This is a genomic window from Actinomadura parmotrematis (assembly GCF_019458805.1).
Classification (GTDB): domain Bacteria; phylum Actinomycetota; class Actinomycetes; order Streptosporangiales; family Streptosporangiaceae; genus Spirillospora; species Spirillospora parmotrematis.
Map to the genome: position 1 here is coordinate 567,108 of NZ_JAIBOA010000001.1, position 23,954 is coordinate 591,061.

The 23,954-nt window shown below is 77.1% G+C and carries 19 protein-coding genes; 13 read left to right on the forward strand and 6 right to left on the reverse strand.

Annotation, left to right across the window (positions count from 1 at the left end; genetic code table 11):
* Positions 1-25: 25 nt before the first annotated feature.
* From K1Y72_RS02670 to K1Y72_RS02705, 8 genes are read left to right on the forward strand one after another with little or no spacing between them, the layout of a single operon-like run.
* Positions 26-1,666, forward strand: a complete 1,641-nt coding sequence (locus K1Y72_RS02670) for an ABC transporter substrate-binding protein (protein WP_220162805.1) — start codon at positions 26-28, stop codon at positions 1,664-1,666.
* Positions 1,663-3,762 (forward strand): hydantoinase/oxoprolinase family protein, encoded by a 2,100-nt coding sequence (locus K1Y72_RS02675; protein ID WP_220162806.1) that lies wholly within the window; start codon positions 1,663-1,665, stop codon positions 3,760-3,762. The genes K1Y72_RS02670 and K1Y72_RS02675 overlap by 4 nt, the downstream gene beginning before the upstream one ends.
* Positions 3,759-5,456, forward strand: a complete 1,698-nt coding sequence (locus K1Y72_RS02680) for a hydantoinase B/oxoprolinase family protein (RefSeq protein WP_220162807.1) — start codon at positions 3,759-3,761, stop codon at positions 5,454-5,456. The genes K1Y72_RS02675 and K1Y72_RS02680 overlap by 4 nt, the downstream gene beginning before the upstream one ends.
* The gene (locus tag K1Y72_RS02685; RefSeq protein ID WP_220162808.1) at positions 5,453-6,259 is read left to right on the forward strand and encodes a CmcJ/NvfI family oxidoreductase; all 807 of its coding nucleotides are present in this window, start codon (positions 5,453-5,455) and stop codon (positions 6,257-6,259) included. The genes K1Y72_RS02680 and K1Y72_RS02685 overlap by 4 nt, the downstream gene beginning before the upstream one ends.
* Before the next feature lie 17 nt (positions 6,260-6,276).
* Positions 6,277-7,503, forward strand: coding sequence for a macrolide family glycosyltransferase (locus K1Y72_RS02690; RefSeq protein WP_220162809.1), 1,227 nt, complete (start codon positions 6,277-6,279; stop codon positions 7,501-7,503).
* On the forward strand, positions 7,500-8,387 hold the full coding sequence (locus tag K1Y72_RS02695; protein WP_220162810.1) for an SDR family NAD(P)-dependent oxidoreductase: 888 nt from the start codon (positions 7,500-7,502) through the stop codon (positions 8,385-8,387). The genes K1Y72_RS02690 and K1Y72_RS02695 overlap by 4 nt, the downstream gene beginning before the upstream one ends.
* 50 nt (positions 8,388-8,437) lie before the next feature.
* Positions 8,438-8,842: a PPOX class F420-dependent oxidoreductase gene (locus K1Y72_RS02700; RefSeq protein WP_220162811.1), complete on the forward strand. Its 405-nt coding sequence runs from the start codon at positions 8,438-8,440 to the stop codon at positions 8,840-8,842.
* Positions 8,839-9,303, forward strand: a complete 465-nt coding sequence (locus K1Y72_RS02705; protein WP_308286845.1) for a TIGR03618 family F420-dependent PPOX class oxidoreductase — start codon at positions 8,839-8,841, stop codon at positions 9,301-9,303. The genes K1Y72_RS02700 and K1Y72_RS02705 overlap by 4 nt, the downstream gene beginning before the upstream one ends.
* A gap of 66 nt (positions 9,304-9,369) precedes the next feature.
* Here K1Y72_RS02705 and K1Y72_RS02710 read toward each other — a convergent pair whose 3' ends face one another.
* A complete protein-coding gene (locus K1Y72_RS02710; protein ID WP_220162812.1) occupies positions 9,370-9,927 on the reverse strand; it encodes an NADPH-dependent FMN reductase in 558 nt (185 codons plus the stop codon).
* Between the two features lie 166 nt (positions 9,928-10,093).
* On the opposite strand from K1Y72_RS02710, the gene K1Y72_RS02715 reads away from it, so the two are divergent.
* Complete coding sequence (locus K1Y72_RS02715; RefSeq protein WP_220162813.1) at positions 10,094-11,554, forward strand: MFS transporter; 1,461 nt, start codon at positions 10,094-10,096, stop codon at positions 11,552-11,554.
* On the opposite strand, the gene K1Y72_RS02720 is transcribed toward K1Y72_RS02715, so the two are convergent.
* The 5 genes from K1Y72_RS02720 to K1Y72_RS02740 all read right to left on the reverse strand — a co-directional run bounded on the left by K1Y72_RS02720 (position 11,545) and on the right by K1Y72_RS02740 (position 17,523).
* On the reverse strand, positions 11,545-14,286 hold the full coding sequence (locus K1Y72_RS02720; RefSeq protein WP_220162814.1) for an ATP-binding protein: 2,742 nt from the start codon (positions 14,284-14,286) through the stop codon (positions 11,545-11,547). The genes K1Y72_RS02715 and K1Y72_RS02720 overlap by 10 nt on opposite strands.
* Positions 14,287-14,366: 80 nt before the next feature.
* Positions 14,367-15,164, reverse strand: coding sequence for a shikimate dehydrogenase family protein (locus tag K1Y72_RS02725; RefSeq protein WP_308286846.1), 798 nt, complete (start codon positions 15,162-15,164; stop codon positions 14,367-14,369).
* A gap of 1 nt (position 15,165) precedes the next feature.
* Positions 15,166-16,215, reverse strand: a complete 1,050-nt coding sequence (locus tag K1Y72_RS02730; RefSeq protein WP_220162815.1) for a 3-dehydroquinate synthase family protein — start codon at positions 16,213-16,215, stop codon at positions 15,166-15,168.
* On the reverse strand, positions 16,199-17,095 hold the full coding sequence (locus K1Y72_RS02735) for an ROK family protein (protein WP_220162816.1): 897 nt from the start codon (positions 17,093-17,095) through the stop codon (positions 16,199-16,201). The genes K1Y72_RS02730 and K1Y72_RS02735 overlap by 17 nt, the downstream gene beginning before the upstream one ends.
* Complete coding sequence (locus K1Y72_RS02740; protein ID WP_308286847.1) at positions 17,092-17,523, reverse strand: type II 3-dehydroquinate dehydratase; 432 nt, start codon at positions 17,521-17,523, stop codon at positions 17,092-17,094. The genes K1Y72_RS02735 and K1Y72_RS02740 overlap by 4 nt, the downstream gene beginning before the upstream one ends.
* A gap of 190 nt (positions 17,524-17,713) precedes the next feature.
* Here K1Y72_RS02740 and K1Y72_RS02745 point away from each other — a divergent pair, with 190 nt between their 5' ends.
* The 4 genes from K1Y72_RS02745 to K1Y72_RS02760 all read left to right on the forward strand — a co-directional run.
* Entirely contained in the window at positions 17,714-18,877 is a 1,164-nt protein-coding gene (locus K1Y72_RS02745) for a DegT/DnrJ/EryC1/StrS family aminotransferase (protein ID WP_220162817.1), read from the forward strand.
* Positions 18,877-19,986, forward strand: coding sequence for a Gfo/Idh/MocA family protein (locus K1Y72_RS02750; RefSeq protein ID WP_220162918.1), 1,110 nt, complete (start codon positions 18,877-18,879; stop codon positions 19,984-19,986). The genes K1Y72_RS02745 and K1Y72_RS02750 overlap by 1 nt, the downstream gene beginning before the upstream one ends.
* On the forward strand, positions 19,976-20,650 hold the full coding sequence (locus tag K1Y72_RS02755; RefSeq protein ID WP_220162819.1) for an HAD-IA family hydrolase: 675 nt from the start codon (positions 19,976-19,978) through the stop codon (positions 20,648-20,650). The genes K1Y72_RS02750 and K1Y72_RS02755 overlap by 11 nt, the downstream gene beginning before the upstream one ends.
* A 129-nt stretch (positions 20,651-20,779) precedes the next feature.
* On the forward strand, positions 20,780-23,954 hold a 3,175-nt coding region (locus K1Y72_RS02760; RefSeq protein WP_220162821.1), incomplete at its 3' end, for an AMP-binding protein.

A 23,954-nucleotide genomic window follows, 5' to 3' on the forward strand; every position in this document is an offset into this window, starting at 1 on the left:
CACCCCTACAAGGAGAACCCCGACCGTGTACAGGACCAACCCGACCGGAAAGATCAAGATTGCGGCGGTCGCCGCCGCGGCGGCACTGCTGCTCGCCGCCTGCGGCGACGGCTCCTCCGCGGCCGGCGACAAGGGCGACGGCAAGCCCAAGGCCGGCGGCACCCTCACCGTCGCCCTCGGCGGCGACCCGGTCAGCGTCAACCCGCGCGCCGTCACCCCCCTCGTCCGCGAGGTGTCGCGGCCGATCGTCGACTCGCTGCTCGCCCTCGACCCGGCCACCAAGAAGCCGGTGCCCTGGCTCGCCGAGTCGGTCAAGGCCAACGCCGACGCGACCGAGTTCACCTTCAAGCTGCGCAGCGGCGTCACCTTCTCCGACGGCACGCCGCTGACCGCCAAGGTCGTCAAGGACAACTTCGACGACATCGTCGCCAACAAGGCCAAGACCGCGGGCTCCAGCTCGGTCGCGCTGCTGGACCAGGGCGGCTACAAGGGCACCGACGCGCCCGACGACCTCACCGTCGTGCAGCACTTCGCCAAGCCCTACCCGACGTGGCCGCTCTGGGCGGCCGGCACCGCCTTCGGCATCCTCGCGCCGAAGACGCTCGCGCTGCCCCTGGACGCCCGCTTCGACAAGATCGTCGGCAGCGGTCCGTTCGTGCTGCAGTCCTACACCAAGAACAGCCAGGTCGTGCTGACGAAGCGGACCGGCTACAAGTGGGGCCCGAAGACCGCCAAGAACGCCGGCGACGCCTACCTCGACAAGGTCGTCTACAAGGTCATCACCGAGCCGAGCGTGCGCACCGGCGCGCTGAAGACCGGCCAGGTGCAGCTCGCGAGCGCGCTGAACCCCGCCGACATCGCCCCGGTCCGCGCGGCCGGGTACGCCATCGTCGCCCAGCGCAACCCGCGCCTCGCCGAGGGCCTGGTCGTGACGGGCGCCGACCGCGCGCCGCTGAACGACGTCGCCGTCCGGCAGGCCCTCGTCAAGGCCGTGGACGCCAAGCAGGTCCGCGACACCCTCCTCACCCCCGAGTGGGGCGTCCCGGACAGCGTCGTCACCGGCACGACCGTCGGCCACGCCGACGAGAGCGCGCTGCTGAAGCCCGACCAGCAGGCCGCGGCCGCGCTGCTGGACAAGGCCGGCTGGAAGGCCGGGAGCGACGGCATCCGCACCAAGGACGGCAAGCGCCTCACCGTCAAGCTCGGCTGGCTGGACCGCGGCAACCCCTGGGACCAGCCGCTCGTCGAGCTCGTCACCGCCCAGTACAAGAAGATCGGCGTGGAGCTGAAGCCCGAGCTCGCGACCGCCGCCCAGTCGGTGGCCGCGCTCACGGCCCGCACCAAGTGGGACCTGTTCCTGTCCGGCGTCGCCGGCGCCCTGGACGCCGGGGTCGGCCTCGCCGGCACGTTCAGCACCGCGCCGCCGAACTTCTACAACATCCAGGACGCCCCGCTGCAGCCGCTGCTCGCCAAGCAGGCGACCACCACCGACGAGGCGGCCCGCAACACGATCCTCGCCGACGCGCAGCGGCGCATCCTGAGCGAGGGCCTGTTCACCCCGCTGGTGGAGGACACCAACGTCGTCGCGACGGGCAAGAAGGTCCACGGCTTCGCCTTCGACGCCGACTCGCGGCTGCCCACCCTCCAGGACGTCTGGCTGTCGTGACCCACCGCATCGCCGTCGACGTCGGAGGCACGTTCACCGATCTGGCGCTGCTCGGCCCGGACGGCGTGGAGCTGGTCCACAAGACCGGCTCCACGCCGGCCGAGCCGTCCGACGGGCTCGTCGCCGGCCTCGGCGGGCTCGCCGCGAAGGCGGGCCTGCCGCTCGCCGGGCTGCTCGCCCGCACCGACGCCCTCGTGCACGGCACCACCATCACCACCAACGCCCTCGTCACCGGGACCGGCGCGCGGACCGGGCTGCTGGCGACCGAGGGCCTCCGCGACGTCCTGCTCGCCCGCCAGGGCAGCCGCGCCGACCAGTTCGACTCGCGCACCGCCCCGCCCCCGCCGCTCGTCCCCCGGCACCTGATCGAGACGGTCGCGGGGCGGCTGGACCGCACCGGCGCCGAGGCGGTGCCGCTGGACGAGGACGGCGTGCGGAGGGCGGCGCGGCGCTTCCGCGCCGCCGGCGTCGAGGCCGTCGCCGTCTGCTTCGTGTTCTCCTACCTCGACGGAGGGCACGAGCGGCGCGCCGCCGAGATCCTGGCGGCCGAGCTGCCCGGGGTGTTCCTGTCGGTGTCGTCGCGGGTCGCGCCCGAGGTCCGGCTGTACGAGCGGACCTCGACGACGGTGCTGAACGCCTACGTCGGGCCCGTCCTGCGCGCCCACCTGGACCGCCTGTCCGGCCGCCTCGCCGGTCTCGGCTACACCGGCCGGGTGCTGGTCGTGCAGTCCAACGGCGGGGTCGCCGACATGGAGCGGGCCGCCGAGCGGGCCGTCGGCACCCTGCTGTCGGGGCCGGCGGGCGCGCCCGCGGCCGTGGCCGCCGTCACCGCCGAGCTCGGGGTGCCCGACGCGATGGCGATCGACATGGGCGGCACGAGCTTCGAGGTGAGCCTGTCGTCCGGCGGCGCCACCGGGATCACCACGCGGGCCGAGCCGGCGGGGCACCCCGTCTCGGTGCCGATGCTCGACATCGCGACGATCGGCGCGGGCGGCGGCTCGATCGCCCGGACGACCCCCGGCGGCCTGCTGCGCGTCGGCCCCGCGAGCGCGGGCGCCGACCCCGGCCCCGCCTGCTACGGGCGCGGCGGCGGGGAGCCGACCGTCACCGACGCCGACCTGCTCCTCGGCTACCTCGCGGGCGGCTTCGGCGACGGCCTGGAACCGTCGGCGGACCTGGCCCGCGACGCCCTCGCCGGCCTCGGCCGGCGCCTCGGCCTCGGACCGGTGGAGGCGGCGGCGGGCGTCCACCGCGCCGTCAACGCCGAGATGGCCGACAGCCTGCGGCTCGCGATCGCCCGGCACGGCCTGGACCCGCACCGCCTCGCGCTCGTCGCGGCCGGCGGCGCCGGGCCGGTGCACGCGGCGGAGCTCGCCCGCGACCTGGAGATACCCCTGGTCGTGGTGCCCGCGGGCGCGTCGGTGCTCTGCGCGCGCGGCATGCTCCGCGCCGACCTCGTCCGCCACTACGTCCATACGCTGCTCGGCCGCGACCCGCGCGCCGCCGCCACCGACCCGGCGGAGGCCGAGGCCGCGTTCGCGCGATTGGAGGGCGACGCCGCGCGGGACCTGCCGGTGGACGCCGGCCTGCGCTTCACCCGGCTCGCCGACGTCCGCTACGTCGGCCAGGTCCACGAGGTCACCGTGCCGTTCCCGGACGGGCCGGGCGTGGACGCCGCCGCGCTGGCCGGACTCCTGGCCCGCTTCCACCGCCTGCACGAGCGGCTGTACGGCTTCGCGCAGCCGGAGGTGCCCACCGAGCTGGTCAACCTCCGCCTGGAGGCGCGCTCCCCCACCCTCGCCCCCGACGCCGCCGTCCCCGCCGCCCCGCCGGGGCCGGAGCGGGACGGGACGCGGCGGGCCTGGTTCGACGGCGCCTTCCGGGAGGTGCCCGTCCGCGACGTCGGAGCGGTGCCGGTGGACGAGCGGCAGGAAGGACCCGCCCTGCTGGCGGGGGAGGGGACGACCACCGTCGTCCCGCCCGGCTTCGCGTTCGAGATCACCGCGAGCGGCACCGTCCTGCTGTTCGGCGCGGACCGCGACCGGGCCGGCGTGCTGGCCGGGCTGCGCGGCGCGCGGCCGGAGGCGGTCCGATGACGGCGGTCCTCGCCTCGGTGATCGACAACCGGCTGCACGCCATCGCCGCGCGGATGGCCGACGCGATGCTGCGGTCCTGCCGGTCGGCGGCCTTCCAGAGCCGCGACCTGGTGACCGGGATCTTCGACGCGGACGGGAACTGGATCGCCACCAAGGACTTCATCCCCGTCCTCGCCGGCTCGCTGCCGAGCGCCTACGAGGGCGTCCTCGCCAAGTTCGCCGGGGACGTCGGCGAGGGCGACGTGTTCGTCCTCAACGACCCCTACCACGGCAACAACCACCCGCCGGACGTCACCGTCCTGAAACCGGTCTTCCACCGGGGCGTGCTGCGGTTCTGGACCGCGACGAAGGGCCACCACGCCGACGTCGGCGGCAGCGGCGCGGGCCTCGGCTACAACCCCGGCGCCCGCGACTGCTGGGAGGACGCGCTGCGCGTCCCGCCCGTCCGGCTGTACCGGCGCGGCGAGCGGCAGGACGACGTCTGGGATCTCATCCTGCTCAACCTGCGGCTCCGCGACGCCGTCGAGGGCGACCTGCACTGCCAGATCGGGGCCGCCGCGATCGGGGAGCGCGAGCTGGTCGCGATGCTCGACGCGTTCGGCGTGGACCCGGTCCTGGAGGCGGTGGCGGCCCAGCTCGCGGCGTCGGCCCGGCACCTGCGCGCCGAGATCGCCCGCTGGCCCGACGGGACGTACGAGGCCGTCCGGCACCTCGACGACGGCGGCGAGCACCACCGCGAGCCGATCGCGGTGCGGCTCCGCCTCACCGTCGCGGGCGAGCGCGCCGTCTTCGACTTCACCGGCTCGGACCCGCAGGTCGCCGGCTACGCCAACTCCACCCGCGCCAACACCGTCGCCGCCACCCTCGTCGCGCTGTTCGGGGCGACCGACCCCGCGCAGCGCCGCACGAGCGGCGCCCTGTCGGCGATCGAGGTCCGCACCCGGCCGGGCACGATCGCGCACGCGGTCGAGCCCGCCGCGACGACGCTCTGCACCATCACCGCCTGCGAGGCCATCGTGGAGGCGGTGTGGCTCGCCCTCGCCGCGGCCGACCCGGCGCTGTCGCACGCGGGCTGGTGCCGCGGCTACGCCTTCGCCGCCATCGGCGTCGACGCCCGCACCGGCCGCCCGTTCGGCGCCACCGGCGCGCTGAAGGGCGGCTCGGGCGCCACCGCCGGCTGCGACGGCTGGGACGCGATCGGGCCGCCGGTCGCGATGGGCGGCGGCCGCGAGGTGGACGTGGAGCTGCACGAGCTCGGCGCGCCCGCGACCGTCCTGCACCAGGGCTTCGCGACCGACTCGGCGGGCGCCGGCCGCTGGCGCGGCGGCCTCGGCGGGTTCTCCCGCTGGCGCATCGACCAGGACGGCGTCCGCGTCGTCTGCATCGGCTCGGGCGCCCTGGAGCGGACCGTCCCCTACGGCCTGGCGGGCGGCCTCGCCGCGCCGGCGAACCGCAGCGTGGTACGGCACCGCGACGGGCGGGTCACCGTGCCCCGCACCAACAGCACCCTCGTCCTCGACCGCGGCGACGTCATCGAGATCCACACCTCCGGTGGCGGCGGCTACGGGGACCCCCGGGAGCGGCCGCGCGCGGCCGTCCGCGCCGACGTGCGCGACGGCCTCGTCTCGGCGGCCGCGGCCCGCGACGTGTACGGCCTGGACCCGACCGACGACGACGTGGAGGACGGCGCATGAGCGCGGACCCCGTGCAGGCGGACATCTACTACGCGGGCCCCTTCGAGGGCCGGGGACGGATCGACCTGGTCGAGCCGGCGCGCGGGAACATCGCGTTCCGGCCGTACCCCGTCCGCATCCACGACGCCCGCCCGCTCCGCCCGGACCTCTCGCTCGACCGGGAGGGGTTCGTCCTCGCCGACCGCGAGATCGCGGCGGTGCGCGGCACCGAGCCGGCGGACGGGTACGCCGCCGAGCTGGCCGGGGTGATCCGCGAGCTGACCGGCGCGTCCGCGGTGCTCCCGCAGGCCAACTGGAACGTCCTGCGCCGCACCGGCGACCCGGCCGAGCGCGGCGTGCGGCCGCGGCCCGCGCTGTTCTCCCACCTCGACTACACCGCCCGGACCGCCGAGACCTTCCTCGGCCACCTGCGCGACGCCGAGGGCGCGCGGGTGCCGCGCGACTTCGACCGCTTCGCGATCTACCAGACGTGGCAGGTGCTGTCGGACCCGCCGCAGGACAGCCTGCTCGCCCTCACCGACGGGCGGACCGTCCCCGACGCGCACACCGTCTCCTACGACAACCTCATCGGCCCGCCCGACCACCCGGGCAACGTGTTCGAGTCCCGGCTGGTGCGCCACTCCGAGGAGCACCGCTGGTACTACTTCCCCGACATGCGCAGCCACGAGCTGCTCGTCTTCGTCGGGCACGACTCCGGGCGCCCGGTCAACGTCCTGCACTCCGCGTTCCCGGTCCCGGGCGCGGGGCCGGACGCCAGGCCGCGCATCAGCCTGGAGGCCCGGTTCTTCGCGTTCTTCGGCTGAGCGGAAGGAACACCCCCATGCCCTCGAACGGCACGCCGCTGCACCTGCTGTTCCTCGACATCCCCTCCAACGGCCACGTGCTGCCGAAGCTCGACCTCGTCGACCACCTCGTCCGGCGCGGCCACCGCGTCACCTACGTGGTGGCGGGCGGGCCGGCCGACCGGGTCCGGCGGTTCGGCGCCGAGGTCGTCACCTACCCCTCCCTCGACCCCCTCGCCAGCCTGGCCGACGGCGACCCGGCCGCCGCGACCCGCGCGTTCTTCCGGGAGAACCTGGCGATCCTGCGCGCCGCCCGCGACCACTTCGGCGACGAGCGCCCCGACGCCGTCGCCTATGACGAGGCGGCCTTCCAGGCGGGCCGCCTCCTGACCGCGCTGTGGGACCTGCCGCCGTTCCTGCTGACCCCGAGCGTGGTGTCCAACGAGCACTACTCCTACTTCGACCACATGGAGCGCCTCGCGCCCGGCCACCGGCTCGCCGACCCCGTCGAGGAGATCGCCGCCGCGCTCGCCGGGCACGGCCTGGCGGACCGGCTGCCGGACTTCCTGTGGAGCGTCCGGCGGGTCGCCGAGCCCACGATCGCGTTCGTGCCCGCCGCGCTCCAGCCCGAGCACGCCACCTTCGACCCCGAGGAGGTCTTCTTCGTCGGGCCGAGCGTGGAGAAGCGCGACTTCCTCGGCACCTGGGAGCCGCCGCCGGGCGCGCCGCGCGTCGCGCTCGTGTCCCTCGGCAGCGTCCGCAACGGCGACGCCGGGTTCTTCGAGACGGTCGCGGGCGCGTTCGCGGGGCGCCCCTGGCACGTCGTCGTCACCGTCGGCGACGGCCTCGCCGACGCCGACGTCGCGCGGCTCGCCGCTCTCGCGCCGAACGTGGAGGTGCACCGCTGGGTGTCCAACGTCAGCGTCCTGGAGCACGCCGAGGTGTTCGTCACGCACGGCGGCAGCGGCTCGCTGGTCGAGGCGTGGTACACCGCGACGCCCGTCGTCGTGGTCCCGCCGGTCCCCGACTTCCTGCCCTACGCCGAGCGGGTCGCCGAGCTCGGCGCGGGCCGCGTGATCGCGCCGGCGGAGCTGGACGCCGGCCGGCTCGTCGCCGAGGTGGAGGCGGTGGCGGCCGACGGCGCGGTGCGCGGGCGCGTGCGGGAGCTGCGCGAGCACGCCCGCGCGTCCGGCGGCGCCCGCCGGGCCGCCGACGTCATCGAGTCCCGGCTCGGCGCGGCCGCCCGCGCGAGGGCGGCGCGGTGACCGCACCGCCGCCGCCGTCCGGAGCGGTGATCGTCACCGGCAGCGGGTCGGGGCTCGGGGCGAGCACGGCGGTCGCGCTCGCCGAGCGCGGCTACCGCGTCGTCGCTTCCGTGCACTCGCGCGACCGCACCGCCGGGCTGGACGCGCTGCTCGCCCGGTCCGGCGCCGCCGTCGAGGTCGCGGAGCTGGACGTCACCGACCACGCCGCCATCCCGGCGTTCGTGGCCGCCGCCGCGGCCCGCCACGGCGGCCTGCACGCCGTCGTCAGCAACGCCGGGGTGAGCGGCGTCGACACCTTCGAGAACGAGGACCTCGCCAGCTACCGCAGGACGTTCGAGGTGAACGTGTTCGGGCCGGTCGCGCTGCTGAAGGGCAGCCTGCCGCACCTGCGCGCGGGCGGCGGCCGGTTCGTCGCGGTGAGCAGCATCGCGGGCGTGCTCGGGCTGCCGTTCCAGGAGTCCTACTCGGGGTCGAAGTTCGCGCTGGAGGGCGTCCTGGAGGCGTTCGCGCCGGTGGCGCGGCGCGTCGGGGTCGCGGTGTCGGTGGTGGAGGCCGGGCCGATGAGCACCGGCGCCGCCCGCGTCGCCGACTGGGACCGCGTCCTCGCCGGGGCCGGGCCGTACACCAAGGTGCTGCGGCGCTACCTCGACAACGCGATCGCGTGGCGGGCCGAGCTGCCGGGGATGCCGGCGACGCAGACGGCGGCCGAGGTCGCCGCCGTCATCGCCGACCTGCTCGGCCGCGACGACCCGCCGTTCCGCTGCCAGACCGCCCCCGACACCCGCCGCCTCGTCGCCCGCAAGCTCGCCGACCTGGACGGCGCCGCGGCCGGCGCGGTCACCGGCGGCTGGCTGGACCCCGTTCCTTTCGGAACGGTGGAATAGGGGGGTGCTCTGGGGATATCGGTGGCCGCTCCCGAATATACGTTTGCGGCATGGCTGAGAAACTCGACGAGAAGACGCGGGCCTTCATCGACAACAAGAATTTCCCCGTGGTCGCCACCGTGAACGCGGACGGCAGCCCGCATTCCTCGATCGTGCTGATCAAGCGCGACGCCGACGACGCGCTGCTGTTCGTCACCCACGCCGGCCGCCGCACCGAGCGCAACATCGCCCGCGACCCGCGGGTCAACGTGTCGGTGTTCGACATCGAGAACCCGATCACCTCGATCGAGATCCGCGGCACCGCGAAGGTGCTGGAGGGCGGCGGCAAGGAGCTGGCCGACGAGCTCACCCTGAAGTACCTCGACGAGGTCCACGACGTGGACGACGTGTCGCGGGTCGTGGTCCGCGTGGTGCCGCACCGGGTCATCGCGTTCCCGCCGGAGCCGGCCAAGTGACCTACGGGCCGGGCCGGGGGCCGGGCCCCCTGGCCCTGTCCGGCGGCGCCCTGGCGGAACTGCTCGCCGGGCACGCGATGGGGGTGCTCGCCGCCAACAAGGGCGACGGCCGCCCCCACCTGTCCACCGTCGCCTACCACTGGGATCCGGCCGAGCGGGTGGCGCGGATCAGCACCACCGAGGGCCGCGCCAAGGTCCGGCTGCTGCGCCGCGACCCGCGCGCGGCGCTGCACGTCGCGACCCCCGACCACCTGGCGTTCGCCGTCGCCGAGGGCGACGCCGAGCTGTCGGCCGCCAGCGCGGCGCCGGGCGACGAGACCGGCCGCGAGCTGCTCGGGCTGCAGCCGCCGTTCGCCGACGCCGCCGACGAGAAGGCGTTCCTGGAGCAGATGGTGCTCGACCGCCGCCTGGTCATCAGGCTGCGCGTCGCGCGCCTGTACGGCACCCGGCTGGACGTCTGACCGGCTCCGGACGCGCGAAGGGCGCGGGCACCAGGCGGGTGCCCGCGCCCTTCGCGCGTGCGGGGGTCAGGCCCGGACGGCCGCCAGCGCCTTGGACCAGGACTCCAGCTGGTTCAGCACCCGCTCCAGCTCGGCCTCGCGGAACTCCTGCGGCGCGAACTCGGGGTAGTTCGGGAAGTCCCCCGGGATCAGCAGGGTGACCTGCGCGGCGACCGGCGCGATGCTGAGCTCGGTCGCGACCAGCTTGAGCTGCTCGACGGCCCGCGCGGCGCCGACGGCGCCGTAGCCGACGAACCCGACCGCCTTGTTGTTCCACTCGGCGTGCACGTAGTCGAACGCGTTCTTCAGCACGCCGGGAGGCGCGTGGTTGTACTCGGGGGTCACCACGAGGAAGCCGTCGTAGCCGGCCACGACCCCGGCCCAGCGCTTGGTGTGCTCGCCGGCGTACTGGCCGACGGCGGCCGGGATCGGCTCGTCGTAGTGCGGCAGCTCGTGGTCGGCGAGGTCGACGATCTCGTAGTCGGCCTCGGTGCGCTTGCCCGCGACCTGGTGCACCCAGTCGGCGACCGCGCGCCCGATCCGGCCCGGCCGCGTGGTCCCGACGATAATGGCGATCTTTGTCATTTCCGGTTCCCTGTCACTCGACTGCGGCCAATCTTTCCGCAGCCCTCGCGGGCGCGAAAGAAGGCACTTCTTCCTCCCGTGGTCACACCGATGTTCCCTCTATTCGAATTCGGTTCCCGGATGGAATCATCGGCGCCGGACCGGCCGCGACGGAAAGGAGCGCCGGATGGACACCGCGGAGACGGGGGCGGCGGCCGGGACGCCGGCGCGCTCCCGGCGGGCGGCGCTGGCGGTGCTGGCCACCGGGCAGCTGATGCTCGTCGTCGACGGCACCGGGGTGGCGGTGGCGCTGCCGCGCATCCGCGCCGACCTCGGCCTCGCCGGCGCGCAGCTGTCGTGGGTGGTCAACGGCTACCTCGTCGCGTTCGGCGGGCTGCTGCTGCTCTGCGGCCGGCTCGGCGACCTGCTCGGCCGGCGGCGGATGTTCCTCACGGGGATCGCGGTGTTCACCGCGGCCTCCGCGCTCTGCGGCGCGGCCGGCGGCGCGGCGCTCCTCATCGCCGCGCGGTTCGCGCAGGGCGTCGGCTGCGCCATGGCGGGCTCGGTGATCACCGGGATGGCGGTGCTGCTGTACCCCGAGGGCCGCGACCGGGTCCGCGCGATCACGGTCCTCGCGTTCGTGGCGGCGGCGGGCGGGTCGGTCGGCGCGCTCGGCGGCGGGGTGCTCACCGAGCTGCTCGGCTGGCCGTCGGTGTTCCTGGTGAACCTGCCGATCGGCGCGCTGCTGCTGCTCTTCGGCCGCCGGACGCTGGCGCCCGACCGCGGCCTCGGGTGGGGCGCCGGCGCCGACCTGCTCGGCGCGGCGCTCGTCACCGCCGGGCTCATGCTGCTGGTGTTCGCGCTCGGCGCCCTCGGCCCCGGCGGCCCGGGCCCGGCGCTGCCCGCCGCGCTGGCCGCCGCCGGGCTCGTCCTGCTCGCGGGGTTCGCGGCGCGCCAGCGGCGGGCCGCGGCGCCGCTGCTGGACCCGGCGGTCCTCCGGTCGCGGACGCGGGCGGGCGGGACGCTGCTGACGGCGCTGTTCGTCGGCGCGATGTTCGGCTTCCAGTACCTGGTCACCCTGTACCTGCAGGAGGTGCTCGGCCTGGACTCGCTGGAGACCGGCCTGGCCTACCTGCTGGCCTCGGCGGTGATCGGGGCGACGTCGCTGGCGCTCGCCGGGCCGCTGATCGCCCGCTTCGGCGTGCGGCGCGTCCTGCTCGCCGGGCTCGCCGCGGGCGTCCTGGCGTTCGGGTGGCTGGCCCGGGTGCCAGAGTCCGGCGGGTTCGCGGCGGACGTGCTGCCCGCAATGCTGGCGCTCGGCGTCTCGGCGGGCCTGGTGCTGCCGGCCGCGACCGCGCTCGTCATGGCGGGCGCCACCGGCGCCGACTCCGGGGTGCGCTCGGGGGTGGTCGGCACCGCGCAGCAGGTCGGCGGCGCGCTCGGCCTCGCGGCGCTGGCGGCGCTCGCGGCGGCCGTGACCGGGCCCGCCGGGGACGGCGCGCCCGGCCCGGCCCGGTCGGCCGCGCTGACCGACGGCTACCGGATCGGCTTCGCGGCGGGCGGGCTGCTCCTGGTCCTCGCCGCCGCCGTCGCCCTGGCGCTGCCGCGCGACGGCCGCCCGGCCGGCCGCCCGGCCGGTCAGGTGTAGGCGGCGAGGGTGGGGTCGTCGGCGCGCCGGGGCAGCGGCCGGTGGAACGCCGCCCAGGCCGGGGTGGGGCGCGAGCGCCCGCGCCGGAGTTCCAGGGCGGCGTGCCGGCAGCGGGCGGCGACCTCGTGGGCGCCCGCGGCGGCGGCCCGGCGCTCGGCGGCGAGGAGCGCGTGATGGGCCTGCCGCGAGGTGTCGTAGGCGAGCCGGGGCGAGTTCAGCACCACGAGCAGCCGGTAGTGGTGGACGAGGAGGCCGGCCTCGGCAGGGGGCAGCGTGCCGATCCACTCGATGGCGCGGCGGTGCTTGGCGATCCGCCGGGCGCGCGGGATCTGGGCGTGCGCGACCTCGCGGACGATCGGCTGCCGGAACGCGTAGCCCGGCTCGCCGCCGTCGCCGACGGGCCGGCGGGCGAGGAAGCCCTGCCGCTCCAGGTCGCGAAGAACGGCGGCGGTCTCGGCGGCGGGGCGGCCGGAGAGCGCGGCGACGCCCTCGGCCCGGAACCCGAGGCGCTGGAAGACCGTCGCGTCGCGCAGGACGGCCCGCTCGGGCAGCGCCAGCGTGTCGATGCGCGCGGCGACCAGGGCGCGGAGCGGCCCGGGGACGGGCGCGCCGTCGTAGGCGCCGTCGTAGGCGTCGCCGGCGTGCCCGCGGACGGCCCGCGCGTACTCCTCGGCGTGCCGCGGGTTGCCGCCGACCAGCATGAGCAGGGTGGGGTCGGCGGACGCGGGCAGGAGCGCGCGCGTCGCGTCCTCGGGCAGCGGGTCCAGGGCGAGCTCGCTGACGTCGCGCCTGCCGCAGCCCCAGGGGACGGCGCGCCGCCGCAGCTCGGGCCGGGCGGTCACCACGACCAGCAGCGGCACCTCGGGGAGCTGCTCGGTGAGGTCCTCCACCTGGTCCTGGAGGGCGGCGCCGGCGCGGTGCACGTCCTCCAGGACGACGGTGACGGGCCCGTCCATCGCCAGGTCGGCGACGTGGCGGCGCCAGGCGGCCGCGCCGGCCTCCACGGGCAGCCGCTCGATCCGCCGGGCCGCCTCCGCGCCGTCCGGCCGCGACCGCAGGGCGCCCGCGAGCAGCGCGAGGTCGCCGCCCCCGTGGCGCGGGACGCGCCCGAACAGCACCGGTCCCGGGACGCCCGCGGCGAACTCGGCGACCAGGCGGCTCTTGCCGAGGCCGGGCTCGCCGAAGACGGTGACCAGGTGCGGGCGCTGCCTGCGGTGCACGTCGCCGAGGACCCCGCGCAGCACCTCCAGCTCCCGTTCCCGGCCGAGGAGCGGCGCGCCGTCCGGCGCCGCCGGGGCGGGCGCCGGCAGGACCAGCTCCCGGCCGCACTCGGCGGGGACGTCGCCGGCCGAGGGGCAGTCGCCGAGGGGGAGCGGCGGCATCCCGACGGCGCGGGCCGTCGCGTGGCACACCCGGACGGTGCCGGGCCGGGTGTGCGCCAGCAGCCGTTCGGCGGTGTGCGGCACCGTCCCCGACAGCTGCGCCGGGACGGGGTCGCGCTCGTCGCGGTAGGTCGCGAGGATCTCGCCGGTGGCGATGGCGATCTGGACGCCGAGGAAGTCCAGGACCCGGCCGTCCACCCGCTCGCGGACGGCGAGGGCGGTGCGGGCGGCGCGCTCGGGGTCGTCCTCGTGCGAGTGCGGGAACCCGTACACGACCGGCCGCACCGAGCCGAGCGTCTCGCGGACGGCGCCGCCGAAGCGGCGGGCCTCCTCGGCGATGACGCGGGCGAGATCGTCGAGGGCCTCGTCGACGCACTCGGAGTCGCCGTGCAGCACGTCCACACGGGTGCGCACCAGCAGGACGCTGGCGCGCTTGCGCTCGGCGAGGGGGCGGGCGGGGGAGTCCGCGCGGGCGTCCGGGACGCGCGCGGGCGCGCCGCCCGTCCTGGCGGCCGGCGTCCGCGCGGGCGGCGCGGCGGACCCCGCGCAGGCCGCTCTGATCGATGCGCCGCCCGTGCCGGGGCGCGCCGGGGCCGGGCGAAGGGTGAGCCGCGGGTGCTGGTTCAGGATGTCGCGTTCCAGCTCGCGGAGGGCGGGTGCGGGGTCGAGCCCGAAGCCGTCCCGCAGCAGGCCGCGGAGGCGCTGGTAGGCCGCGAGCGCGTCGCGCTGCCGCCCGGCGCGGTAGAACGCCAGCATGAGCAGGCCGCAGAGCCGCTCGCGCACCGGGTCCTCGTCGGCCAGGGACGTCATCTCGCCGATCAGCTCGTGGTGGCGGCCGAGGGCGAGCTCGGCCTCCAGGCAGTCCTCCAGCGCGGCGAACCGCGCCTCCTCCAGGACGGTCAGCTCGGGCCAGGCGGCGCCGGCCTCGGCGACGTCGGCGAGGGCGGGGCCGCGCCAGAGCGCGAGCGCCTCGCGCAGCCGCCGCGCGGCGGGCTCCCACGCCTCCGCGCGGAAGTCGGCGCGGCCGCGCTCGACCAGCGCGTGGAAGCGGGTCGCGTCGATCCGGTCGGGGTCGACGCGCAGCAGGTAGCCGGGCGGGGCGGTGAGGAGCGCGGCGGAGCCGCCGGCGGGGAGCGCGCGGCGCACGCCGGCGACGGCGTTCTGCACCATCTTGCGCGCGGTGGGCGGGGGCGGGTCGTCCCACAGCGCGCGGATGAGGTCGCCGGTGGACACGACCGCGCCGGCGTGCAGCAGCAGGAAGCCGAGGGCCGCCCGCTGGTTGGCGCCGCCGAGCGGCACGGGCCGGCCGTCCCGCACCGCCTCCAGCGGACCGAGCAGGTTGAATCGCACGGGGTACCCCCTGTCGACCATCGCGACGTGTACGAGGGTTCCATACTAATTCTATCGGGTTTGTCCGCAATAGGGTCCGGTCAATCTCCGAGGCCGAAGTAGGCCGTGTAGCACTCCAGCTGGTGCTCCAGCGTGTGGAGGCCCGGGTGGACGGCGCGTCCGAGCGCGGCGGCGGCCCGCAGCAGCGGCGTCTCGGCGGGCTTCATGACGATGTCGGCGACGACGCCGCCGGGGGGCAGCAGGGCGGGGTCGAACGGCAGCGGGTCGGCGGGCCGCAGCCCGAGCGGCGTGGCGTTGACCGCGATGCCGGCGTCGGCCACGCGCGGGGCGGCCGAGCCGGTGACGCGGCCCGGCCAGCGGGCGGCGAGGCGGCCGAGCAGCGCGTCCAGGCGCCCGGCGTCGGTGTCGCAGACCGCCAGGTGCGCGGCGCCGGCCTCCAGCAGCGCCGCCGCGAGCGCGGCGCCGGCGCCGCCCGCCCCGACCAGCGCGACGCGCCGTCCGCGCGGCTCGTGGCCGCGGGCGCGCAGCCCGCGCACGAAGCCGACGCCGTCGAAGTTGTCGGCGTGCCAGCGGCCGCCCGGCCCGCGCCGCAGGGCGTTGGCGCTGCCGGTGAGGGCGGCGGCCGGGCCGAGCTCGGCGGCGAACCGGCACACCTCGATCTTGTGCGGGACGGTGACGAGCAGCCCGTCCAGGTTGCCGATCCGCTGGAGCCCGCCGACGACCGCGGCGAGGTCGGGCGGGCGCACGTGCACCGGGACGAGGACGGCGTCGCGGCCGAGCCGCTCCAGCAGCGGGTTGACCAGCGCCGGCGCCCGGACCTGCTCGACCGGGTCGCCGAGGACGGCCAGCAGCCGGGTGGTCCCGGTGATGCGCCCCACGTCAGGCCCCTTCCGCGGGCATCGCCGCCAGCGCGGCGGCGACGTCGGCCTCGGGCACGCCCCGCACCAGCTCGGCGCCGCGCGGGCCGTCCAGCACGAACGCCAGGCCGTCGGTGGCCTTCTTGTCCAGCCGCATCAGCGGCACGAGCGCGTCCCGGTCGATCCCGGCGGGCAGCGCGGTCGGCAGCCCGTACGCCGCGACGACCTCATGGTGCTCGGCGACGCGGGCGGGCCCGATGCGGCCGAGGCGCCCGGCGAGGCGCCCGGCGAAGACGGTGCCGATCGCCACCCCCTCCCCGTGCCGCAGCCGGTAGCCGGTGGCGCGTTCGAGCGCGTGGCCGAGGGTGTGCCCGTAGTTGAGCAGGTGCCGGGGCCCGGCGTCCCGCTCGTCGGCGGCGACGATCGACGCCTTGAGCGCGACGCTCGCCGCGATCTGCTCCTCGACGGGCCGCCCGAGCAGGCCGGGGGCGCCGATGAAGTGGCAGCGCGCGATCTCCCCGTAGCCGCCGGTCCGCTCGCGGTCCGGCAGGGTCTCCAGGTACTCGGTGTCGCAGAGGACCGCGCGGGGCTGCCAGTACGCCCCGACCAGGTTCTTGCCCTGCGGCAGGTTCACCGCCGTCTTCCCGCCGACGCTGGCGTCCACCTGCGCCAGCAGCGACGTCGGCAGGTGCACGACGGCGACGCCCCGGTGGTAGAGCGCCGCCGCGAGGCCGACGACGTCGGTGGTGGTGCCGCCGCCGCACGACACGACGGCGTCCGAGCGGGTCAGGCCGAAGTCGGCGAAGCGCCGGCAGAGCTCCTCGACCTGCGCCAGCGTCTTGCCGGGCTCGCCGTCGCGCGCCGCGACCGCCAGGGACGGCACGCCGGGGTCGGGCGTCCACTCCGGCGGCCGGGCCGAGACGACGACCGCGCGCCGGGCGCCGATGCCGGCGATGACGCCGGGCAGCTCGGCCCGCACCCCCGGCCCGATGCGCACCTGGTAGGCGCGCTCGCCCAGCGCCACGTCGACGATCCGGGGCGCGGTCGCCGTCCTCTCATCCGTTCCGGCCACGGCGGGCCTCCTCTCGTTCGGCCAGCAGCAGGGCTCCGTGCAGGGACGACAGGCCGCCGAGCCCGGCGGGCCGCACCGCGGGCGCCGCGTAGCCCGGCCGCGCGTACGCGGCGGCGCGCTCGGCGACGGCCCCGGCGAAGCCGGGCAGGCCCGCGGCGACGCCGCCGCCGATCACGGCGATGTCGGGGTGCAGGAGCTCGCCGAGCCCGGTGACGGCGGCGGCGAGCGCGTCCCAGGCGGGTTCCAGCGCGCCCGCCGCCCAGCGCTCCCCGGCCGCGAGGCCGTCGCGCAGGTCGGCGAAGGCGGCGGGGGCGCCGCGCAGCCGGGCCGCCCGCCGCAGGATCGCGGGGCCGGAGGCGGCGGCCTGGACGCAGCCGGTCCGCCCGCAGTCGCACCGCTCCTCCCGCGCGGACCGGTCGACGATCAGGTGGCCGACCTCGCAGCCGGTGACGGGCCGCCCGTCGACCACGGCGCCGCCGCCGACGCCCGTCCCGATCCCGAGGTAGACCGCGTTCCGCACGCCCGCCCGCTCGGCCTCGGCGAGCGCCGCGAGGTCGCCGTCGTCGGCCCAGCGCACCGCGGCGCCCGGGAACAGCGCGCGCAGCCGCGCGCCCACGTCCACGCCGACCCAGCCGGGACGCCCCGGCCAGGCGGTGACGCGGCCGCCGGGGTCGACGGCGGCGGGCAGCGCGACGCCGACGGCGCCGATGGGGGCCGCCCCGGCGCGCAGCCGCGCCACCTCGGCGGCGAGCGCCGTCCAGTCCTCCTCGGGTCCGGGCGGGGACGGCCAGCGGAGCGCGGCGTCGCGCGGCGGGCGGTCCCCGCCGGCCAGCCGGAACGCGACCTTCGTCCCGCCGACGTCGATCGCCAGGCGGCTCACTCGGGCACCAGCGCGAGCAGCGCTCGCGCGGCGAGCCGGTAGCCGAGGGAGCCGAGCCCCACGATCACCCCGTCGGCGACGGGCGCGAGCACCGACTCGTGGCGGAACGCCTCGCGCGCCCACACGTTGGACAGGTGCACCTCGATCCAGGGGCGCGGGTAGGCGGCCAGCGCGTCCCGCAGCCCCCATCCGGCGATCATCAGCGCGCCCGGGTTCACGATCGCGCCGACCGTGTCCCAGCGGGCGTGCAGCGCCTCGATCAGCTCGCCCTCCGACTCGCGCTGCACCGCCACCAGCTTCCAGCCGCGGGCGGCGACCTCGGCGCGGACGAGCTCCTCGATGTCGGCCAGGGTGTCGGTCCCGTAGATCTCCGGCTCGCGGCGGCCGAGGATCCCGAGGTTCGGTCCGTTCAACAGAAGGATCTGCACGACCGCCGTTATAACATGCCCTCCGCAATGGACGCGAAATTCCTTCGGGCGGCATTAGGGCAAGGGAAATCTAGGGGGGTGAATAGGGGATATGAAAAACGCCGCCGACGTGGGTACCGTGCCGGTGAAATCCCCGCTGGGGACGGTTGGCCGCACGATCGGTGAGCATTCCGTGGAGGATGGCGCGCAGATGAGTGATATCGGATTGCCGGAATGGCCGCAGTACGACGGGCGGGAGCGCGCGGGGCTCGCCCGCGCGCTGGAACAGGGCCAGTGGTGGCGGATGGGCGGCGGCGAGGTCGACGCCTTCGAGCGGGAGTTCGCCGCGCACGAGGGCGCCGGCCACGCGCTCGCGGTGACCAACGGGACGCACGCCCTGGAACTGGCGCTCCAGGTGCTCGGGGTCGGGCCGGGCCACGAGGTCGTGGTGCCGGCGTTCACGTTCATCTCCTCGTCGCAGGCGGTGCAGCGGCTCGGCGCCGTGGCGGTGCCGGCCGACATCGACCCCGGCACCTACAACCTGGACGTGGCGGCCGCCGCGGCGGCGATCGGCCCGCGCACCCGCGCGATCATGCCGGTGCACATCGCCGGGCAGCTCGCCGACATGGACGGGCTCGCCAAGCTGTCGGCCGACAGCGGCGTCCCGCTGATCCAGGACGCCGCGCACGCGCACGGCGCCCGCTGGAACGGCCGCCGCGTCGGGGAGTTCGGCAGCATCGCCGCCTACAGCTTCCAGAACGGCAAGCTGATGACGGCGGGGGAGGGCGGCGCGGTCACCTTCCCCGACCGCGCGTCCTACGAGGAGGCGTTCCTGCGGCACAGCTGCGGGCGGCCGCGCGACGACCGCGGCTACCACCACCGCACCTCGGGCTCCAACTTCCGGTTGAACGAGTTCTCGGCGGCGGTGCTCCGCGCCCAGCTCGACCGCCTGGACGAGCAGATCGACACGCGGGAGGAGCGCGGCCCGCTGCTGGACCGGCTGCTGGCGGAGATCCCGGGCGTCGTGCCGCAGGCCCGCGACGCCCGCGCCGACCGCGTCCCGCACTACATGGCGATGTTCCGGGTGCCGGGCCTCGCCGGGGAGCGCCGCGACGCGCTCGTCGACGCGCTGGTGGCGCGCGGGGTGCCCGCCTTCGTGGTGTTCCGCGCCATCTACCGCACCGCCGCGTTCTGGGAGACCGGCGCGCCGGACGCGACGGTCGAGGAGCTGGCGGCCCGCTGCCCGAACGCCGACGCGCTCACCGGCGACGGCGTCTGGCTGCACCACCGCACGCTGCTCGGCACCGAGGAGCAGATCCACCGGGTCGCCGAGATCGTCGCCGGCGCCGTGGCCGGCGCGGCGGGGCCGGCGTGATGGGCGCCGCGCGGCTGCGCGTCGCGCTCGTCGGCCTCGGCTGGGCGGGCCGGCAGATCTGGCTGCCCCGCCTGCACGAGCACCCGCGGTACACCGTCGCCGCCGTCGTCGACCCCGACCCGGCCGCGCGCGCCGCCGCCGGCGCGCCCGCCGCGCACGCCTCGGTCGAGGAGCTGGACCCGGCGGCGCTGGACCTGGCGGTCGTCGCCGTCCCCAACCACCTGCACGGCCCCGTCGCGGCCCGGCTGCTGGCGAGGGGGGTGCCGGTGTTCCTGGAGAAGCCGGTGTGCCTCAGCGTCGCGGAGGCCGATCAGCTCGCGGCCGCCGAGCGGGAAGGCGGCGCGGTCCTGCTGGCGGGCAGCGCCGCCCGCTACCGCGCCGACGTGCGGGCGCTGCTCGGCGTCGCCGCCGACCTCGGCCCGATCCGGCACGTGGACCTGTCCTGGGTGCGCGCGCACGGCGTGCCGCGCGGGACGAGCTGGTCCGTCCGCCGCGACCAGGCGGGCGGCGGCGCGCTGCTCGACCTCGGCTGGCACCTGCTGGACACCGTCGAGCCGCTCCTCGGGCCGACCGTCTTCGAGCAGGTCGTCGGCACCGTCTCGGCCGACTTCGTCAACGACCCCTCGCGCCGCGCCCGCTGGAAGGACGCCGGCGGCGCGGACACGGCGGCCGGGCCCGGCGACGTCGAGGACACCGCCCGCGGCTTCCTGGTGACCGACGGCGGCGTGTCGGTGGCGCTGAGGACGAGCTGGGCCTCCCACGAGGCCCGCGACGTCACCGCGATCATCGTGGAGGGCGGCGCCGGGACGGCCGCGCTGCGCTGCACGTTCGGGTTCAGCACCAACCGGCAGGAGGTCTCCGCGCTGACCCGCACCTGGCGCGGCGTCACCAGGCCCGTGCCGGTGCCGCGCGAACCGGTCGGCGCCGAGTACACCCGCCAGCTCGACGAGCTGCCCGCGCTGCTCGCGGGCGGGCGGCGCGGCGCGGCGATCGGCCCCGCCCGGGAGATGATCGCGGCGATCGGGCGGCTGTACGACTCGGCCCGCGCGGCGGGCCGGGCCGCGGAGCCCGCCCCGGCGGCGGCGGTGGGGGCCGGCCATGGCCGGTGACCTGCCGGGCGCCGCGACGCGCGCGGTCGTCTTCGACCTCGACGGCGTCCTCGTCGACAGCTTCGAGGTGATGCGCCGGGCGTTCCGCACCGCCTACGCCGAGGTGATGGGCGACGGCCCCGCCCCCTTCGAGGAGTACAGCCGCCACCTCGGCCGCTACTTCCCCGACATCATGCGGATCATGGGGCTGCCGGCGGAGATCGAGGAGCCGTTCGTGCGGGAGAGCTACCGGCTCGCCGGCGAGGTCACCGTCTTCGCCGGCGTCCGGCCGCTGCTCGCCGAGCTGGACCGGCGCGGCCTGCTCCTCGCCGTCGCGACCGGCAAGAGCGGGCCCCGCGCCCGCTCGCTGCTCGGCGCCCTCGGCATCGCCGGCCACTTCGCGCACATCATCGGCTCCGACGAGGTGCCGCACCCGAAGCCCGCGCCCGACATCGTCGAGCGCGCCCTCGCCCTGCTCGGCGCCCGCCCCGAGGAGGCGGTCATGGTCGGGGACGCCGTCACCGACCTGCGCAGCGCCCGCGCCGCCGGCGTCGGCGCGATCGCCGCGCTGTGGGGCGAGAGCGAGCCCGGCCCGCTGCTCGCCGAGGAGCCGGACGCGGTGCTGCACCGCCCCGCCGACCTCCTCGGCCTGCTGGCCCCCGCGCCGTCGGGGGCGCGGTCGTGAGCAAGGAACGTTAGGGGGGCGGTTAGGGGATCGCCGCGACCATTCCTTGAAGAGACTGGGCACACCCGCTCGAACATATAGCCGAGCACTTTCCACCCGTGACCCACTCTCTTTGGGGGATGCGCCGGAATGCTGCGCACGGAGCTGATTCGGCCACTGCCCGAATTGCTGGAGGAGCACGCCCGCCGGACGCCCCGGAAGATCGCTTTCCGGGACGCCCGGCGCGGCGTCGCCTATGCCGAACTCGCCGCCCGGACCCGGCGCCTGGCGGGCCATCTCGCCGAGCACCGGCTGCAGCCCGGCGACCGCGCCGCGCTCCTGCTCGGCAACCGCGTCGAGATGGTGGAGGGCTACCTGGCGCTCGTCCGCGCGGGCGCCGTCGGCGTCCCGGTGAACCCGCGCCTCACCGAGGCCGAGCTCGGCCACCTGCTGGACGACAGCGGCGCCCGCCTGGTCATCGCCGACCCGGCGCACGCCGCGCCCCTCGGCCGGGTCCTGGCGGACCGCCCGGACGTCACCGTCGTGGTCGCGGGCGGCCCGCCGTCCGCCGGCGTCCTCGCGGCGCTGCCGGGGGCGCTGTCGTTCGAGGCGCTCGCCGGGACCGAGCCCGGCACGCCGGCCCGCGACGACCTCGGCCTGGACGAGCCGGCGTGGATGCTCTACACCTCCGGCACCACCGGCCGCCCGAAGGGCGTCGTGTCCACCCAGCGCAACTGCCTGTGGTCGGTCGCCGCCTGCTACGTGCCCGTCCCGGGCCTGTCCGCCGAGGACCGCGTCCTCTGGCCGCTGCCGCTGTTCCACAGCCTCTCCCACATCGCGTGCGTGCTCGCCGTCACCGCCGTCGGCGCGACCGCCCGCATCCTCGACGGGTTCAGCGCGGGCGAGGTGCTCGCCGCGCTCCGCGAGGACGGCTCGACCTTCCTGGCGGGCGTCCCGACGATGTACCACCACCTGGTGCGGGCCGCCCGCGAGGACGGCTTCACCGCCCCGCACCTGCGGATGTGCCTGGTCGGCGGCGCGGTCACCACCGCCGCGCTCCGCCGCGGCTTCGAGGAGGCGTTCGGCGCGCCGCTGCTGGACGCCTACGGCAGCACCGAGACCTGCGGGTCGATCACCATCAACTGGCCGACCGGCGCCCGCGTCGAGGGGTCGTGCGGGCTGCCCGTACCGGGCCTCGGCGTGCGGCTGGTCGACCCCGACACCGGCGCCGACGCCGGGCCGGGCGAGGAGGGCGAGGTCTGGGTCCGCGGCCCGAGCGTGATGCTCGGCTACCACGGCCGCCCCGAGGAGACCGCCGGGGCGTTCCGTGACGGCTGGTACCGCACCGGCGACCTGGCCCGCCGCGACGCCGCCGGCTACTTCACGATCACCGGGCGCATCAAGGAGCTCATCATCCGCGGCGGCGAGAACGTCCACCCCGGCGAGGTGGAGGAGGTGCTGCGCGGCCGGCCGGGCGTCGCGGACGTCGCCGTGGCGGGGCGCCCCCACGAGGTGCTCGGGGAGGTCCCGGTGGCGTTCGTCGTGCCGGGGCCGGAGGGCCTGGACCCCGAGGCGCTGTTCGCCGCCTGCCGGGAGCGCCTCGCCTATTTCAAGGTGCCCGAGGAGCTGTACGAGATCACCGAGGTGCCGCGCACGGCGTCGGGGAAGGTCGCCCGGCGCCTGCTGCTGGAGCGCCCCGCCCGCCTCCGCGCGACCGGCGGCGGCCACCACGACGCGCTGTTCCGGCTGGACTGGATCCCGCTGCCGTCCGCCCCGGCCCGCACCGGCCTCCCGGAAGCGCCGCCCGCCGTGGTCGCCGCGCCCGTGACGGCGGCCGGCCGCGAACTGTCCGAACAGCTCGCGGCGTGGGCCGCCGACGAGCGGAACGCGGGCGCCCACCGCGTCGTCGTGACGCGCGGCGCGGCCGCCGTGGCGGGCACCGGCACCGCCGCCGACGCCGAGCAGGCGGAGGTGTGGGCCGTGGTGCGGTGCGTCCAGGCCGCGCATCCGGGCCGCTTCACCCTCCTCGACGTGGACGCCGACGGCGATGCCGACCTTGACGCCCTGGCGGCCGAAGCGGTGGCGGCGGGCGAGCCGCAGGCGGCCGTCCGGGCGGGCGTCCTGCTGGTACCGCGCGCCGTCCGCGTCGCCGCCGCACCGGACGGCGGGCCGCGCGGCCCGCTCGGCGGGGGCCGCCGGGTCGTCGTCACCGGCGCGGACGGCCCGCTCGGCGCCGCCGTCGCCCGCCACCTGTCCGGCGCCCACGGCGCCGACGTCACCGCCCTCGCCCACGACGCCACCGACCGCGACGCCCTCGCCGCCGCGCTCGCGGAAGGCCCCGTCGGCGCCGTCGTCCACGCGCCCGCAGGCCGGGACGCCGCGGCCGCGCTCGCCGGGGCGGCGAACCTGGCCGACCTCACCGCCGGCCACGACCTGGACGCGTTCGTGCTGCTGTCCCCGGCCACCGGACTGCTCGGGACGCCGGGCGGCGAGGAGGAGGCCCGCATCGGAGCCCGCTTCGACGCCCTGGCGCGGAGCCGGGCGGCGGACGGCCTCCCCGCGCTGTCCCTGGCCGTCGGACCGGCGGACGGCGGCGACCGCCCGCCGCCGGGCGTCGGACGCCTCACCGCGCAGGAGCGCGCGGCGGCGCTGGACGCCGCCCTCGCCTCGGACGAGACCTGCCTCGCCGCGTTCCGCCTGGACCCGGCGGCCGTCCGCGCGGACGGCGTCCCGGCCCCGCTGCGCGACCTGATCGAGGCGCCCGCCCGCGCGGTCGCCGCCGACGACGGCGTGGCCGCCGGCCTGCGCCGCCGCCTTGTGGACCTGCCCGGCGACGCCGATCGCGACCGCCTGCTGACCGGCCTGGTCCGCGCCGAGGTCACCGGCCTGCTCGGCGACCGCGGCGACCTGCCCGCCGATACGGCCTTCAGCGACCTCGGCCTCACGTCGGCCACCGCCGTCGCGCTGCGCGACCGGCTGACCGCCGCCACCGGCCTCCCGCTGCCCGCCACGCTGGCGTTCGACCACCCGACCCCGGGCGCCGTCGCCCGCCACCTGCGGTCCCTGCTGCTCGCCGAGCCCGCCGCCGGGACCGGGGACGCTGCTGTGGCGCACGCCCTGTCCGGCGAGCCCGTCGCGATCGTCGGCATGGCCTGCCGCCTCCCCGGCGGCATCGCCTCCCCCGAGGACCTCTGGCGCCTCGTCGCCGCCGGCGGCGACGCCGTCACCCCGTTCCCCGCCGATCGCGGCTGGGACCTCGACGCGCTCGACACCGCCACCCGCCACGGCGGCTTCCTGCACGACGCCGGCGACTTCGACGCGGCCT

Bases quoted from the DNA above. Each gene is read 5' to 3' on its own strand.
- K1Y72_RS02690 (WP_220162809.1), top strand. From the start codon at position 6,277: ATGCCCTCGAACGGCACGCCGCTGCACCTGCTGTTCCTCGACATCCCC.
- K1Y72_RS02715 (WP_220162813.1), top strand. From the start codon at position 10,094: ATGGACACCGCGGAGACGGGGGCGGCGGCCGGGACGCCGGCGCGCTCC.
- K1Y72_RS02680 (WP_220162807.1), top strand. From the start codon at position 3,759: ATGACGGCGGTCCTCGCCTCGGTGATCGACAACCGGCTGCACGCCATC.
- K1Y72_RS02685 (WP_220162808.1), top strand. From the start codon at position 5,453: ATGAGCGCGGACCCCGTGCAGGCGGACATCTACTACGCGGGCCCCTTC.
- K1Y72_RS02755 (WP_220162819.1), top strand. From the start codon at position 19,976: ATGGCCGGTGACCTGCCGGGCGCCGCGACGCGCGCGGTCGTCTTCGAC.
- K1Y72_RS02745 (WP_220162817.1), top strand. From the start codon at position 17,714: ATGAGTGATATCGGATTGCCGGAATGGCCGCAGTACGACGGGCGGGAG.
- K1Y72_RS02700 (WP_220162811.1), top strand. From the start codon at position 8,438: ATGGCTGAGAAACTCGACGAGAAGACGCGGGCCTTCATCGACAACAAG.
- K1Y72_RS02750 (WP_220162918.1), top strand. From the start codon at position 18,877: ATGGGCGCCGCGCGGCTGCGCGTCGCGCTCGTCGGCCTCGGCTGGGCG.
- K1Y72_RS02710 (WP_220162812.1), bottom strand. From the start codon at position 9,927: ATGACAAAGATCGCCATTATCGTCGGGACCACGCGGCCGGGCCGGATC.